This is a genomic window from Aureimonas phyllosphaerae, from assembly GCF_047943035.1.
In the GTDB taxonomy this organism is placed as follows: Bacteria; Pseudomonadota; Alphaproteobacteria; order Rhizobiales; family Rhizobiaceae; genus Aureimonas; species Aureimonas phyllosphaerae.
Genome location: NZ_CP181348.1, coordinates 1,400,499 through 1,414,020, shown reverse-complemented (window position 1 = coordinate 1,414,020; position 13,522 = coordinate 1,400,499). Strand labels below are relative to the sequence as shown.

Sequence of the window (13,522 nt, the reverse complement as noted above, 5' to 3'; positions counted from 1 at the left end):
GTGGCCAGCAACATCATGAGCGGCCTCGACGGCCAGCGGGTCGTCGTCACGGCCGGCGCCGGCGGCATCGGCCTCGCCACCGCCCGCCTGCTCTATGCCGAGGGCTGCCGCCTTGCGGTCTGCGACGTGTCCGACGAGGCGCTGGAGAGGGTCGCGGCGGACCTGCCGGGCACGATCACCGTCCGCGCCGACGTCTCCGACGAAGCCGATGTCGCGCGCTTCTTCGAGGCCGCGCTCGGCGGCCTCGGCGGTCTCGACGCTCTCGTAAACAACGCCGGCATCGCCGGGCCGACGGGCGGCGTCGAGGAGATTTCGGTCGCCGACTGGCGCCGCTGCCTCGACATCGGCCTCACCGGCCAGTTCCTCTGCGCGCGCCTCGCCGTGCCCGAGATCAAGAAGGCCGGCGGCGGATCGCTGGTGAACATGTCCTCCTCGGCCGGGCGACACGGCTATGCCTTCCGCACGCCCTATGCGGCGGCGAAATGGGGCGTCATCGGCTTCACGCAGTCGCTCGCCAAAGAGCTCGGCCCCCACAACATCCGCGTCAACGCCATCCTGCCCGGCATCGTCGCGGGTCCGCGCATGGAAGGCGTGATCCGCGCCCGCGCCGCGCAGACCGGCGTCTCCTACGAGGACATGGAGGCGCGCTATCTCGCCACCACGTCGCTGCGCCGCATGGTGACGCCCGAGGACGTCGCCGCCTCCATCGCCTTCCTCCTGTCGAATGCCGGCCGCAACCTCTCGGCCATGTCCTTCAACGTCGACGGCAACGTGGAGACCCTCTAGATGCAGACCGTCGCCGTCGTCGGAGCGGGCCTGATCGGCCGCGCCTGGTCCATCACCTTCGCCCGGGCCGGATGCCGCGTCCGGCTCTGGGATCCGGACCCCGCGGCCGCGCCGAGGGCCATCGACTTCGTGCGCTCGGTCGCGGAAGACCTCCACGCCAACGACCTCCTGTCCGGCCGCTCCGTCGAGGACGTGCTCACGGCCATCGAGCCCGTCGCCGAGCTCGCCGACGCCTTGGCGGGGGCGGTCTGGGTGCAGGAATGCGGGCCCGAGAAAATCGAGGTGAAGCGCGAGACCTTCGCGATCCTCGACCGGCTGTCGGAGATGGAGACGGTCCTCGCCTCCTCGTCTTCGGCGCTTCTGCCGTCCGCCATCTCGGAAGGGCTGCCCGGCCGCGCCCGCGTCGTCGTCGCGCATCCGATCAACCCGCCCTACCTCGTTCCCGCCGTAGAACTCGTGCCGGCCCCGTGGACGGACCCGGCCGTGATGGAGCGCGGCGCGACGTTCCTGCGCGGCATCGGACAGGTGCCGCTGGTCATGGAGCGCGAGATCGACGGGTTCATCATGAACCGCCTGCAGGGCGCGCTTCTCGACGAGGCGTTCCGGCTGGTCGAGGGCGGCTATGCCAGCGCGACGGACGTCGATCGCGGCATCGCCGACGGCCTCGCGCTGCGCTGGAGCTTCATCGGCCCCTTCGAGACGATCGACCTCAACGCGCCGGGCGGCATCGCCGACTACGTCGCGCGCTACGGTCCGATGTATGCGGGCCTCGCGAAGACGATGCGAACGCAGCCCGACTGGACGGCGATCACCGCCGACCGCATCGAGACGGAGCGCCGCGCCGCCGTCCCCGCGCAGGATCTCGCCGAGCGCCAGACGTGGCGCGACCGCCGCCTCATGGCGCTGCGCGCCCACAAGCGCGCCGCCGACCGCGACCTCGGTCGCTGATCCCCCATTCGCCGCAAGGAATCCGTCATGTCCACCACGTCCGTCCCCGCCACGGCCCCTGCCACGGCCCCCTCCACGGCCAAGGTCATCATCACCTGCGCGGTGACCGGCGCGATCCACACGCCCACCATGTCGCCGCACCTACCGATCACGCCGGACGAGATCGCGGCGGACGCCATCGGCGCCGCGGAGGCGGGCGCGGCGATCCTGCACCTGCACGCCCGCAACCCCGAGAACGGCCAGCCGGACCAGACGCCGGAGGCCTTCGCGCGCTTCCTGCCGCGCGTGAAGCAGGGCACGAACGCGGCCATCAACATCACGACCGGCGGCAGCCCCTACATGAAGGTGGAGGAGCGCGTGCTGCCGGCCGCGACCTTCAGGCCCGAGGTCGCCTCGCTCAACATGGGCTCGATCAACTTCGGACTCTACCACCTCGCGCCGAAATACGAGACCTTCAAGTTCGACTGGGAGAAGCCGCATCTCGAAGCCACGCGCGACCTCGTGTTCCGCAACTCGTTCAAAGACATCGAGTACATTCTCGAGACCTGCTACGGGAACGGCACGCGCTTCGAGTTCGAGTGCTACGACATCGCGCATCTCTACAATCTCGCGCATTTCGCCGACCGCGGCCTCGTCAAAGCGCCCTTCTTCGTCCAGTCGGTGTTCGGCCTGCTCGGGGGCATCGGCACCCACCCGGAAGACGTCATCCATATGAAGCGCACGGCCGATCGGCTGTTCGGCTCGCAGTTCCGGTGGTCGGTGCTGGGGGCAGGCTCCAGCCAGCTGCGCATCGCCGCGCAGTCCGCTGCCATGGGCGGCAACGTGCGCGTCGGGCTGGAGGATTCGCTCTGGGCCGGCAAGGGCAGGCTCGCCACATCGAGCGCCGAGCAGGTGCGCATGGTGCGCCAGATCATCGAGGGCCTCGGCCTTTCGGTCGCGACCCCCGACGAGGCCCGCGCCATCCTGGACCTCAAGGGCGGCGATCAGGTCGGCTTCTGAGAACCGGCGCCAATCGGGGAGGAACGGCGATGCTGCGCATCGAACTCATGGGCGACCAGCGCGATGCCTTGGGCGAAGGCCCGCTCTGGGATGAGGAGGAGCAGAGGCTCTACTGGATCGATTCCTACGGTCCGGCCGTGTTCTCGTGCCGGGCGGACGGCAGCGACCATCGCCGGTGGACGGTACCCGAGCCGATCGGATCGCTGGCGCTTCGCCGGGACGGCGGCGCCGTGGTGGCGTTGCGCAGCGGCTTCCACGCTCTCGACTTCGCCACGGGCAAGGTGTCGCTCATCGCCGCGACGCATCCCGGCGATCTCCGGCCCCGCCTCAATGACGGCAAGGTCGACCGGCAGGGCCGCTTCCTCGCCGGCTCCATGGACTTCGAGGAGCGCGACGGGGTGGGCAAGCTCTTCCGCCTCGATCCCGATCTCTCGGTCCACACGCTCGACACCGGGATCGTCTGCTCCAACGGCCCCTGCTTCTCGCCCGACGGCGGCACGCTCTATTTCGCCGATACGGGCCGGGCGGTGATCTATGCCTACGACTACGACACGGAGAGCGGGATCGTGCGATCGCGCCGTGTCTTCGCGAGCTTCGAGAACGAGCGCGGGCTGCCCGACGGCGCGACAGTGGACGCGGACGGCTATGTCTGGTCCTGCGAGGTCTATTCGGGCCGCTTGATCCGCTTCGATCCGTCCGGCGTCATCGACCGCGTCGTCGGCCTGCCCGTCCAGTCGACCACCAGCCTCACCTTCGGCGGTCCGAACCTCGACGTCGCCTTCGTCACCTCCATGGCCCGTCCCCACCGGGGCGCCTACCACCGCGAGCGCGAGGCCGGAGGGCTTTTCGCCGTCCACGGGCTCGGTGTCCGGGGGCTGCCCGAACCCCGCTTCAACGGATAGGAGTTTCTCATGCGCATCGACGTTCTCCTCGACGTCAAGACGACGCTCGGCGAAGGCCCGCTCTGGGATGCCGAGCAGGAGCGCCTCTACTTCATCGACAGCTTCGACGGACGCGTCTTCCGCACGACGGTGGACGGACGTGAGCTGAGGGCCTGGGATGTGCCTGGCAAGATCGGCTCCATGGCGCTGCGCAAGGACGGGAACGGGGCAATCGTCTCGCTCCAGCAGGGTTTTCACGCGCTCGATTTCCGGACCGGCGATTGCGACCTGATCCACGATCCGGAGCCCGATCGCTCCGCCAACCGGATCAACGACGGCAAGGTCGATCGGCGCGGCCGTTTCTTCGCCGGCTCCATGGACACGATGGAGGAAGGCCCCTACGGCGCGCTCTACCGGCTCGATCCGGACTTCACGGTTCACAAGGTCGATTCCGACATCATCTGCTCCAACGGCCCCTGCTTCGCGCCGGACGACAAGACCTTCTACTTCGCCGACACCTGGACCGGCGAGATCTGGGCCTACGACTTCGACATCGAGACCGGAGCCATCACCAACCGACGCACATTCGCGAAGGTCGACACCTCGAACGGCGGCGCCGCCGACGGTTCGACGGTGGATGCGGAAGGTTGCCTCTGGAATGCTTTGGTCTACGACGGCAAGCTCGTGCGCTATACGCCGGACGGGACGGTCGAACGCGTCATCAACATGCCGGTCAAGAAGGTGACGAGCGTCATGTTCGGTGGTCCGAACCTCGACATCCTCTACGTCACGTCAATGGCTAAGCCTCCCCTGCCGCGCTTTCCCGGCGACGGCGTTCAGCGCGGCAGCCTCTTCGCGATCTACGATCTTGGAATCCGCGGCGTGCCCGAACCACGGTTCGGCGCCTAGGGATCCGTCGCAAGCCCGTCGAACGGAGCCCGATACACGGCCGCCACGGGGATTTTTCACAGTTCTGGCTCGCGTGACGCCGTGACGCCCCGAAGTCATGGGCCGGGCTGGCATTGACTGAAACCAGGCGGCAGTTTCCCGCCGTCCGGCCTGTAGACTTTAGTTCGCCGAAGGCATCGGCGCCCCGATCGGCGCCGGCGGCGCTGGCGGCAGCGTGAGATCGGGAATGCGGTCGGTCAGCGGCTTGGCGGCCGCGATGCAAGCCTCCATCGGCTCATCGCCGCAGTTGATCCGGATGCCCGCATCGCGGCCGAGCCGGATTTCCACGCCCTTGCCCATCGGCGGCGGGGGTGGCGGTCCGCGGTGATCGCCGGGACGCGGTGCCTCGCCCGGAGGGGGCGGAGGCGGAAGGTCGCCCGGTGCGGGACGGGCGTTGCCATCCGGTCCCGCCATCGCTGCAGCGGCCGGCAGCGGGGGCGGAGCATCGGGCGATTGGGCGCTTTGCGCCGCCGCGAAGGAGGTAAGCCCGACGGCAAAAGCCGTTGCGAGCAAAGCTGATTTGATCATGGGATCTCGATCCTTGAGCAAGATGCTCCGATCCGGCGCCTTTCGGATCGAGCCTTGAGCCATGGTGCCGTTCCAGGACGGACGCCAAAGGGGCCGGGGTCTGCCCGGCTGCTTCGCCGGGCAGTTGGGGAAAGGGATTGATCCGACCCAGATGGGGTCAGTCCAGGAAGGCGATCAGTTCGCCTTGTTCGGCGCATCCGGACCCGCCGGACCAAGGTCGCGCGGACCGTGCTTCGGCCAATGACGGTGCGGGGGCGGCGGATCGAGCTCGTCGATACGCTGGTCAGCGTGCTGGATGGCGCTCGCATGGAGGAAGCCGTCGCGGAAGCGGCCCTGCACCGTCACGGTCTCGCCAGCCGTCACCAGCTTTCCGCCCTCACCGGCCCGGCCGGTCTCGACCAGTGCCTTGGCGGCGCCGTCACTCACCACGAACTTGTTGCCGTAGATCTCGGCAACCTGACCGGCGATACCGACCGCGGAAGCGTTGGAAAGCTGAGAGATCGGGGTCGTAGCAAGGCTGACGTCGAACGTGGCCTCGCGGTGCTGCGTCGCGCTCCAGGCGGCAGCGCCGCCGGCAAAGCCGAGGGCCAGGGCACCAAGGGCACCGGCGCCGAGGATCGCGTTGCGCGAGGTCAAGCGCTGGCGCCCTGCGGTCGTCGTTGCTGCGGGGGCTGCAGCCGCCGCCGTCGGGGTGGCTGTTTCGTTGAAGTCGTCGGTCATCGTCATCACCGCTCCTGTTTCGGTGATGACGGTTCTAGGCTCGGCCAGCCCTCGGTACGCTGAACCGGTCCGTTCAGATTCGGTTCACGTGGCCGTTACCGCTGGACCCGCATCACGGTGGCAAACGGCTAAATGGACCTGACGCAACGAAAGCGAGACATCGTCCCTGTCCCGTAGCAGGCGGATTACACCTACAAGATTATTCCTGCACGATCTGTTCATCTCATGAGTGTGCCCTACCGGCCATCATCAATCTCGGATACACGTCAGACGAGCGCACAGCACGCTCGGGTTGGGGAGAAAAGCATGGCAGGCAGTTTGGAGGGGATCTCCGTCAATGTGACGTTTGAGATTCAAGGCTTCTTCGAAAGTACCATCCCCATCACCTACAACTCCGTTGTTGTAGGCCCGGGGAATGAGCTCAGCGTCCCGATCTCATACCGCATCCTCTCCGACACGGACGGCGACGGCGACTTGGAGCCGGTTCAGGGGGAAAATGGGCTTCTTCAGGGGATCGTAACTGTCGACATCTCTGGTAATCAGGTCTTTGCGCAGTTTGAGGGAACTGCGCAGCCTGCCGGTTTCAAGATCAAGATTGCCGGTCTTTCCCCGGAGGGAGTAGCGCCAGGCACCATCGTCGAGAACGGCGAGATGTCCGGCGTCAACACGATCAACAATCCGGTCTACAATGCTACGACCAAAGAGCTGACACTAGACTGGTTTTTCAACGGGTTCCAACCCGGCACCGTCGTCACGCAAACCGTCTTCTACGATAACCAACTCGATGATGCGCCGCAGGCAGTGGACGACGCCTACGCTGTGACGGCGGGTGGGGCGTGGACGTCGAAAAACGTTCTGACCAACGATATTGATCTCGACAACGGTGGGCCGCTCGGCGTCGTAGACGCCAACATGGTTACCGCCATCAACGGGTCGTCGTCCGGCATCGGTAACTGGGTCGACCTCGCAGGAGGTGGGCAGGCTCAGTTGGGGGCGAATGGAACCTTGCAGTTCCGTGACGACGGCGACTTCAAAGACCTCAACGCCGGTCAGACGCGTACAACGAGCTTCGAATACACCGTCACGGACTCGACCAGCCTGTCGGATACCGGAACTGTCACCATCACCGTGACTGGCGTGAACGACGCCCCAACGGCCATCAATGTCACCAATCAGGTGGCCTTAGCGGAGAACACCGCGGCTCGTACCAAGGTTGCCGATCTGACGGTGGTCGATCCGGATACGTCGGGCAATAACAACGTCCTGTCGGTTAACGACAGCCGCTTCGAAATCGACGGCGGGAGCCTCTATCTGAAAGCCGGCCAAACTATCGACTTCGAGGCTGAGCCCTCGATCGGCTTGACCGTGACGGCGACGGACGGGAGCTTGTCGACGAGCCAAGCGGTTTCGGTCAGCGTCACCGATGTGAACGAAGCCCCTACTGCCGTCCTACTCACGGCGTCGTCGGGTGGGACGATTGCGGAGAATATCCCTGTCGGCGGTGGCCAAAAAGTTGCCGATATCGATGTGACGGACGATCAGCTTGGCACCAACACGTTGGCCCTGACTGGTTCGGATGCGGCGTCATTTGAAATCCGCGGCACCGAACTCTTCTTCGTCGGCGCATCTCCGGACTTCGAGACGAAATCGACCTACAGCGTTTCGGTCACGGTGGATGACCCTACCATTGGATCGGCCGTCGAACTCACGTCCAGCCCCTTCGTCCTGACCGTACTGGACGCTGATGAGATCCCGCCGCCACCTGCCGCCTTCGCGCTGGCTAGCGACACGGGCGCCAGCGCTTCAGATGGGATTACCCAAAACGGAACGATCAACGTCAGTCAGATCGAGCCCGGCGCAACGTGGAGCTACTCCACCGATAGCGGTCTGACCTACACCGCGGGCACCGGCACGAGCTTTACCCTTGCGTCCGGCACCTACATCGCGGGATCTGTCGTGGTCCGCCAGCAGGACGCAGCTGGCAACACCAGCACCTCCAGCTCCTCTGGTGCCATTACGGTCGATGCAACCAAGCCGATATTCGCATCGGCAGCCGTAAGCGGCGCGACTTTGGTCTTGACCTATGGCGAGACCCTGGACGCGACGAATGTGCCCACGCCCTCCGCCTTCGCGGTGGATGTTGCTGGCGGCGCGGTGTCAGTTTCATCCGTTGTCGTCGATGCGGTGGCCAAAACGGTCAGTCTCACCTTGGGAAGTGCAGTCGCAAACGGTCAGGCTGTGACGGTAGCCTATACCGATCCGACCAACGGCGACGACACTAGCGCTATCCAGGACATTGCTGGCAACGACGCGCTGACGTTTGCGGCCTTGAGCGTGGCCAACAACACGCCGGTTCCGCCCTCACCTCCAGTGGACAATCCGGTCACATCAACGCCAAACCCGGACGGTTCAACGAACATCTCGCTGACCCAGCCGCAGACACCCGAGCAGCTTGCGCAATTTGCGACGCCAGGCGTCGATAACGTCTCATCGCCCTTCTCGGTTACTCTGCCGGATGGGATTGAGAACGTGACCCTCACGGGCAATGGCAACATTAACGCGACCGGCAACAATGGTGCTAACGCCATTACTGGCAACGCAGGCAGCAACATCCTAGCAGGTGATGCGCCGCCATTCAGTGCAGGAATGTCTGCGGCATCCGGGATAGCAAGTAATCGGGCAGTTGCCGCTTTCGGTAGCGACACCATTGCCGGTAGTGAAGGCGACGATAGCATCAATGGCAACCAAGGTGCCGACGACCTGAATGGCAATCAGGGTGATGATCTGGTGCGAGGCGGTCGAGGCGACGACGTCGTCCAAGGTGGTCGCGACAACGATCAGGTCTTCGGCGACAACGGTCAGGATTGGGTGAACGGCAACAAAGGTGCCGATACCGTCAACGGCGGCATGGGCGATGACACCGTTCATGGTGGGCAGGACGACGATGAGGTGCGCGGCGGTCAGGGCGACGACTTCGTGTTCGGGGATCTTGGCAACGATCAGGTCTGGGGCGATCTCGGCAACGACACCTTGTCGGGCGGCGGCGGCGCGGACACGTTCCGCTTTGCGGCAAGCTCGGGCAACGACATCATCGTCGACTTCAACCAGTCCGAAGGCGACCGGCTCGACTTGCAGGGCCAGACCTTCACGGTCTCGGAGGTCAACGGTTCGACCGTGTTCGACCTGTCGGGCGGCGGCACAATCGTTCTGCAGGGCGTCAGTCCGGCAAGCCTCGGAGACTTCCTGATCGCCTGACGTTCAACGTCCATCGAGGCAGAGAGCCCGCCCGGTTCGCCGCGGCGGGCTTTCTCATGCCTGGAGCCACCTTTCGTTCCCGCTGTAGCGCGCTCGCTTTCGCACCACGTCGACGCTCGACTAAGCCTTCGGGTCAGCTGCGACTGTAAACTTCAGTTGATCTTTACCCATCCTCGTCAATCTGACGTTGCGGAATAGGGCTGGGCTCGGTGTCGAAGATCAACGTGGATTCGCTCGCCGTTCCGGCATTCTCGGTGGCCATCACCGACGACGGCATTCTGCGCTACGACGGCATCAACGATATCCTGTGTCAGATCTCGGGCCTGACGAAGGGGATGTTCATCGGCAAGACGGCGGCCGAGTTCATGTCCTTCGAAGGGGCTGAGGCTTGGGAGGCCAACTACCGCCGCTGCCTCGCCTCCGGGGTCATGGACGAATACGAGGAACTGGCGGAAACACCATCGGGACTTCGCTGGTGGCGCACGATCCTGTCGCCGGTCGTCGACGAGACAGGCAAGATCGTTCAGCTTCTCGGACTGGCCGCCGATATCAACGACCGAAAACGGGCCGAGATCGAGCTCCAGTCCGCTGTCTTCGTCGACCCGGTGACGGGCATTGCGAACCGCCGCCGTTTCGAGCTCGACCTCGCCGCAGCCATGGCGCAATCGGTGGACCGCGGTGTTCCGTTCACGCTCATCCTGGCCGATCTCGATCGTTTCAAGTCGATCAACGATACCTACGGACATGGGGTCGGCGACGATGTTCTACGCCATACCGCGAAGCGTCTGCGATCAGGGCTGCGCGAGAAGGATCGCATTGCACGGGTCGGCGGTGACGAGTTCGCCGCGATCCTGTCGTCCGCAACAGACGGGGCCGTCGCGGTGGCTCTCGATCGGATCCGCCGTCAGTTCGTCGAACCGATCGATCTCGGACAGGTTCGCGTTCCGATCGGGGTCAGCCTCGGTGCCGCGCTCTGGGAGCCTGGCATGACCGGGGACGATCTGCGATCGGCTGCCGACGCTGCGATGTACGGCGCCAAGCGGGAGCGCTTCGGTTGAGCTCGACGCCGGAGAAGGGGCCGCGAGCTCCCTGGCTGTGGCGATCACCAGAACGTCAAACGGACCACATGCAAGAAGGTAAGGTTCGGAGAACCCATCGGGCCCATCATCGTTTATGCGATGAAGGGATTGAGCCATGGCACACGCAGTCCAGCACGCAAAAATCGGTCGCAAGTCGCTCGCACGGCAACAGTATCAGTCTGCCCAAAGCCCATCGCGGGGACTGGCGGTGGGGGTCGCCCTATCGACCATTTTCTGGCTCGTAGCGCTGGTGACTTGGCTCCATTTGAGCAGCTGACACGCACTTAAGCGTCTTGTACTGCCAACGGCCTCGATGATGACGCCGGCGATAGCATCGCTTCAGCCATACACGCTGGAATGGGACGTCCGGCCTGCGGGTAAACGGAACAACAGGACGCCAGGCGAACCATAGTTCCCAAGCGAACAGCAAGCGTACGGACGTCCTGATCAGCATGGTTGCGGACCACTGTCGACAGAAACCGAGCCACGCCAGCGCGGCCTACTTCGATGAGGGTAGGGCACGCTCCCGCCAGTACCCAGCCCTTCTTTGATCTACGATTAATTCTCGGACGATGCAGCTTGCTGGCAGCTTGATCAGTCCCCAGCTCTGTAGGGCGACCACGCAAATGGTCGCGATTCCGCTTGCTGCACTTCCGAGAGAAACAGTTGCAACCATGCAAAAAGCCCGCCGCAGCGAACCGGGCGGGCCTCTTTATCATTGACTACGACCTTCGACCGTTAAGCGAAAGCGCCTGCGTCGAGGCTGGCGGACGACACGCCTGTCAGCACGACCGTGCCGCCGCCTGACAGAGTGAAAACCGCCGAGCCGTCGACATCGGCCACCGTATAGGTCTGCCCGCCGAAGTTGAGCGTATCGCCCTCGGCGCGACTGAAGTCGGTGACGACGTCGTTGCCGGAATTGGCAGCGAACTGAAACACGTCGGCCCCTGCCCCACCGGATAGCGTATCGTTTCCGAGATCGCCCCAGACCTCGTCGTTCCCGAGATCGCCAAACACGAAGTCGTCGCCTTGACCGCCTCGGACCTCGTCGTTGTCCTGACCACCACGTACGATGTCATCGCCCATGCCGCCATTGACGGTGTCGGCGCCCTGGTTGCCGTTGACGACGTCGTTGCCGTTGTCGCCGAACACCTGGTCGTCGCCGCGGTCGCCCTGAACCTCGTCATCGTCTTGGCCGCCACGGACGATATCGTTGCCTTGGCCGCCGCGAACCGTGTCGTCGCCCTGATTACCGTTGAGGCTGTCGTTGCCCTGGTTGCCAAGCAGGGTATCCGCACCTTGGCCGCCCATGACGGTATCGGCTGCTGCAGTACCGGTGATGGCGTCAGGACCCTCCGTCCCCACCGTATCGATCGGCGTCGGTGCCGGCGCGGGATTGCCGCCCCCACCAGACGGCGGTGAGACGTCATCATCGGTAATCTGACCGTTAGCGACACTGCGGGAGCCGATCGCACCGCCGTTGTCGACACCGGTGAGCGTGACAGTCACCGTTTCCGTGCTTTCGGAAGCGCTATCCTGAACCGTATTGACGCTGATCGTCGTCGTTGATTGACCGGCGGCGAAGAACGCCTGACCGCTTGGTGTATCGATGTCGGTGGACGCCGCTGTTCCGCCGATCATGTAACTCACTTCTTCATTGACCGAGAGGTCCCCGGTTCTGGAGACGACAAACCTCAGAACGCCACCTTCGGTGACGGTCGTAGCATCAGCAACCGCATATGTTTGCTGAACCGTGTCGTTCGTCGCGGCTTCGTTCGTCAGACTGGCCGCATCGTTGCCGGCAAAGTCTTGGACGGCGTTTGTGTCGTCGCCGCCGGTAGGGTCGACGTAGGTGACGCTTACAACGTCTCCTTCCCGAGCGCTGGATGCCAGCGTGAGCGTCACGCTGTTACCATCGACGGAGACGTTCGTGACCCCGACGTTCGACCCGCCAACATCCACTGTGAAGGCGTTGGCAGCCGGCAGAGCGCCGGCTCGGAGCGCTTCGTCGTAGGTGAGAACAAGCTGGTTGCCGCTAACTTCGGCAGACACGAACGTCGGCGCTACGACATCGCCGGTCACATTAGTGACGGATCTCGTTGCTATAGAGTCGAGTTCATTCCCTGCAACATCTCGAATTGCGGTGACGTCGCCCGTTGTCGCGTCGGTATACGCAATCTCGACAGGGTCCCCGGAAAGAGCAGGGCTGGAGAGGGTAAGGATCAACTCACGTCCCGAGGCCGAGACAGCCGTCACCGTGCTTGGGATACCGTCGACCAAAACGGTAAAGTCACCACCGGCGGGGGTGAAACTCGCATCGAAGCTTTTGTCGAAGGTCAGAACCAAGCTGTCGCCATTCACGTACGACGAGGCAAGAGCCGGTGGCGCCGTATCCACTGTAACCAGTTCCGGTCCCGTCCCGAAAAATGAGTTGGCGGGCAAGCCGCTCGCGCGGTCCACGACTTCGAATCGGTAATCGCCATCAGGCAGTGAGCTTGAGGTGAAATCGAACGATCCGTCCGATGCTGTTACGGCTGAGCCGGCAAAAAGGCCGTTCGCGTAGATGTCGACTGTCGCGTTCGGAACGGCACCGCTGGGAAAGACTTGGTATGAGCCAGAGAAGGATGGCGTCGGATCCGATGTGATGCCGTCAGAATTCGACGTGCCTGTATCGGATGCCGGCAGCAGGTTGATGGATGGGCCGCACATTATTCTTCATTCCCCCGAAGGCTTATGGACATGGATCGGCCGAGCACTCGCCCCCCGAGGCGCTCGATCAACTGGACGGTCCGCTCGACCTTGACGCCGCTGTTGACGGTCAAGAGGAGTTCCTGGACATTCTGTGACTTCGCGAACGCGATCATAGCCCGAATAAGCCGAACACCTGGCCAGCCACGACGCCGATCAGGCCGTACGTAGAAGGTGAGGTCGGACGCGTATCGATCATGCGAAAAGAAGTATCGGTTTACGAAGACCAATGCGAAACCGACGAGATCGCCGCCCTCTTCTTCCAAAAGAAGACATGTTCCTGTCGGGCTGCCGACCATGAGCCTCAGCGTCTCCGTCAACGCGTCCGGCTGAAAGCGAACATGTTTCCACAGAAGCTCGGGATAAGCATGCTCCGCGCATAGCTTCACAACGCGATCGACGTCGTTGGCCTGCGCCTCCCGTACCCTCATCCGACCTCGGTAGGTTCCCTTGCGACAGACCTACCATGCCGCTACGGGAACAGCGATTATTCTCTAAAGTTTTTGGAAGTGATAACCGCGAATGCGTCGTTTACGACACACTCAAGGGTTGGCCGAGCAACTTCCGGTTCATTCCGAGATTGCACCGGCAGAGCGTTTGGGATCTCGTTGGCCAAAAGCGACAGACCGG

Annotated in this window: 11 protein-coding genes; 7 read left to right on the top strand and 4 right to left on the bottom strand. The window is 64.0% G+C overall.

All coding sequences use genetic code 11. The features are described from left to right. Positions 1-15 precede the first annotated feature (15 nt). The 5 genes from ACLNGM_RS06505 to ACLNGM_RS06485 are packed head-to-tail and all read left to right on the top strand — an operon-like array spanning position 16 to position 4,523. A complete protein-coding gene (locus ACLNGM_RS06505; RefSeq protein ID WP_416358398.1) occupies positions 16-786 on the top strand; it encodes an SDR family oxidoreductase in 771 nt (256 codons plus the stop codon). Then, the gene (locus ACLNGM_RS06500) at positions 787-1,734 is read left to right on the top strand and encodes a 3-hydroxyacyl-CoA dehydrogenase (protein ID WP_416357684.1); all 948 of its coding nucleotides are present in this window, start codon (positions 787-789) and stop codon (positions 1,732-1,734) included. A gap of 27 nt (positions 1,735-1,761) precedes the next feature. Further along, positions 1,762-2,733: a 3-keto-5-aminohexanoate cleavage protein gene (locus tag ACLNGM_RS06495; RefSeq protein WP_416357683.1), complete on the top strand. Its 972-nt coding sequence runs from the start codon at positions 1,762-1,764 to the stop codon at positions 2,731-2,733. 29 nt (positions 2,734-2,762) lie between these two features. After that, positions 2,763-3,635 (top strand): SMP-30/gluconolactonase/LRE family protein, encoded by an 873-nt coding sequence (locus tag ACLNGM_RS06490; RefSeq protein ID WP_416357682.1) that lies wholly within the window; start codon positions 2,763-2,765, stop codon positions 3,633-3,635. A gap of 9 nt (positions 3,636-3,644) precedes the next feature. Further along, complete coding sequence (locus tag ACLNGM_RS06485; protein WP_416357681.1) at positions 3,645-4,523, top strand: SMP-30/gluconolactonase/LRE family protein; 879 nt, start codon at positions 3,645-3,647, stop codon at positions 4,521-4,523. Between the two features lie 159 nt (positions 4,524-4,682). Here ACLNGM_RS06485 and ACLNGM_RS06480 read toward each other — a convergent pair whose 3' ends face one another. After that, positions 4,683-5,090 carry a hypothetical protein gene (locus tag ACLNGM_RS06480; protein ID WP_416357680.1) on the bottom strand — a complete coding sequence of 136 codons (408 nt, stop codon included), beginning with the start codon at positions 5,088-5,090 and terminating at the stop codon, positions 4,683-4,685. Positions 5,091-5,264: 174 nt separating this feature from the next. Further along, positions 5,265-5,816, bottom strand: a complete 552-nt coding sequence (locus tag ACLNGM_RS06475; protein WP_416357679.1) for a hypothetical protein — start codon at positions 5,814-5,816, stop codon at positions 5,265-5,267. Positions 5,817-6,116: 300 nt separating this feature from the next. Between ACLNGM_RS06475 and ACLNGM_RS06470 the strand changes: the two genes are divergently transcribed. Beyond that, on the top strand, positions 6,117-9,065 hold the full coding sequence (locus tag ACLNGM_RS06470; protein ID WP_416357678.1) for a SwmB domain-containing protein: 2,949 nt from the start codon (positions 6,117-6,119) through the stop codon (positions 9,063-9,065). 209 nt (positions 9,066-9,274) lie between these two features. Next, complete coding sequence (locus tag ACLNGM_RS06465) at positions 9,275-10,123, top strand: GGDEF domain-containing protein (RefSeq protein WP_416357677.1); 849 nt, start codon at positions 9,275-9,277, stop codon at positions 10,121-10,123. A 759-nt stretch (positions 10,124-10,882) separates the two neighbouring features. Here ACLNGM_RS06465 and ACLNGM_RS06460 read toward each other — a convergent pair. Together ACLNGM_RS06460 and ACLNGM_RS06455 are read right to left on the bottom strand one after the other, a co-directional pair. After that, positions 10,883-12,853 (bottom strand): SwmB domain-containing protein, encoded by a 1,971-nt coding sequence (locus tag ACLNGM_RS06460; RefSeq protein ID WP_416357676.1) that lies wholly within the window; start codon positions 12,851-12,853, stop codon positions 10,883-10,885. Then, positions 12,853-13,323 carry a GNAT family N-acetyltransferase gene (locus tag ACLNGM_RS06455; RefSeq protein ID WP_416357675.1) on the bottom strand — a complete coding sequence of 157 codons (471 nt, stop codon included), beginning with the start codon at positions 13,321-13,323 and terminating at the stop codon, positions 12,853-12,855. Before ACLNGM_RS06455 ends, ACLNGM_RS06460 begins: the two co-directional genes overlap by 1 nt. Positions 13,324-13,522: the final 199 nt, after the last annotated feature.

Excerpts from the sequence above, each read along its gene's own strand:
- ACLNGM_RS06490 (WP_416357682.1), top strand. The coding sequence starts at position 2,763 with ATGCTGCGCATCGAACTCATGGGCGACCAGCGCGATGCCTTGGGCGAA.
- ACLNGM_RS06485 (WP_416357681.1), top strand. The coding sequence starts at position 3,645 with ATGCGCATCGACGTTCTCCTCGACGTCAAGACGACGCTCGGCGAAGGC.
- ACLNGM_RS06505 (WP_416358398.1), top strand. The coding sequence starts at position 16 with ATGAGCGGCCTCGACGGCCAGCGGGTCGTCGTCACGGCCGGCGCCGGC.
- ACLNGM_RS06460 (WP_416357676.1), bottom strand. The coding sequence starts at position 12,853 with ATGTGCGGCCCATCCATCAACCTGCTGCCGGCATCCGATACAGGCACG.
- ACLNGM_RS06500 (WP_416357684.1), top strand. The coding sequence starts at position 787 with ATGCAGACCGTCGCCGTCGTCGGAGCGGGCCTGATCGGCCGCGCCTGG.
- ACLNGM_RS06475 (WP_416357679.1), bottom strand. The coding sequence starts at position 5,816 with ATGACGATGACCGACGACTTCAACGAAACAGCCACCCCGACGGCGGCG.
- ACLNGM_RS06455 (WP_416357675.1), bottom strand. The coding sequence starts at position 13,323 with ATGAGGGTACGGGAGGCGCAGGCCAACGACGTCGATCGCGTTGTGAAG.
- ACLNGM_RS06470 (WP_416357678.1), top strand. The coding sequence starts at position 6,117 with ATGGCAGGCAGTTTGGAGGGGATCTCCGTCAATGTGACGTTTGAGATT.
- ACLNGM_RS06480 (WP_416357680.1), bottom strand. The coding sequence starts at position 5,090 with ATGATCAAATCAGCTTTGCTCGCAACGGCTTTTGCCGTCGGGCTTACC.
- ACLNGM_RS06495 (WP_416357683.1), top strand. The coding sequence starts at position 1,762 with ATGTCCACCACGTCCGTCCCCGCCACGGCCCCTGCCACGGCCCCCTCC.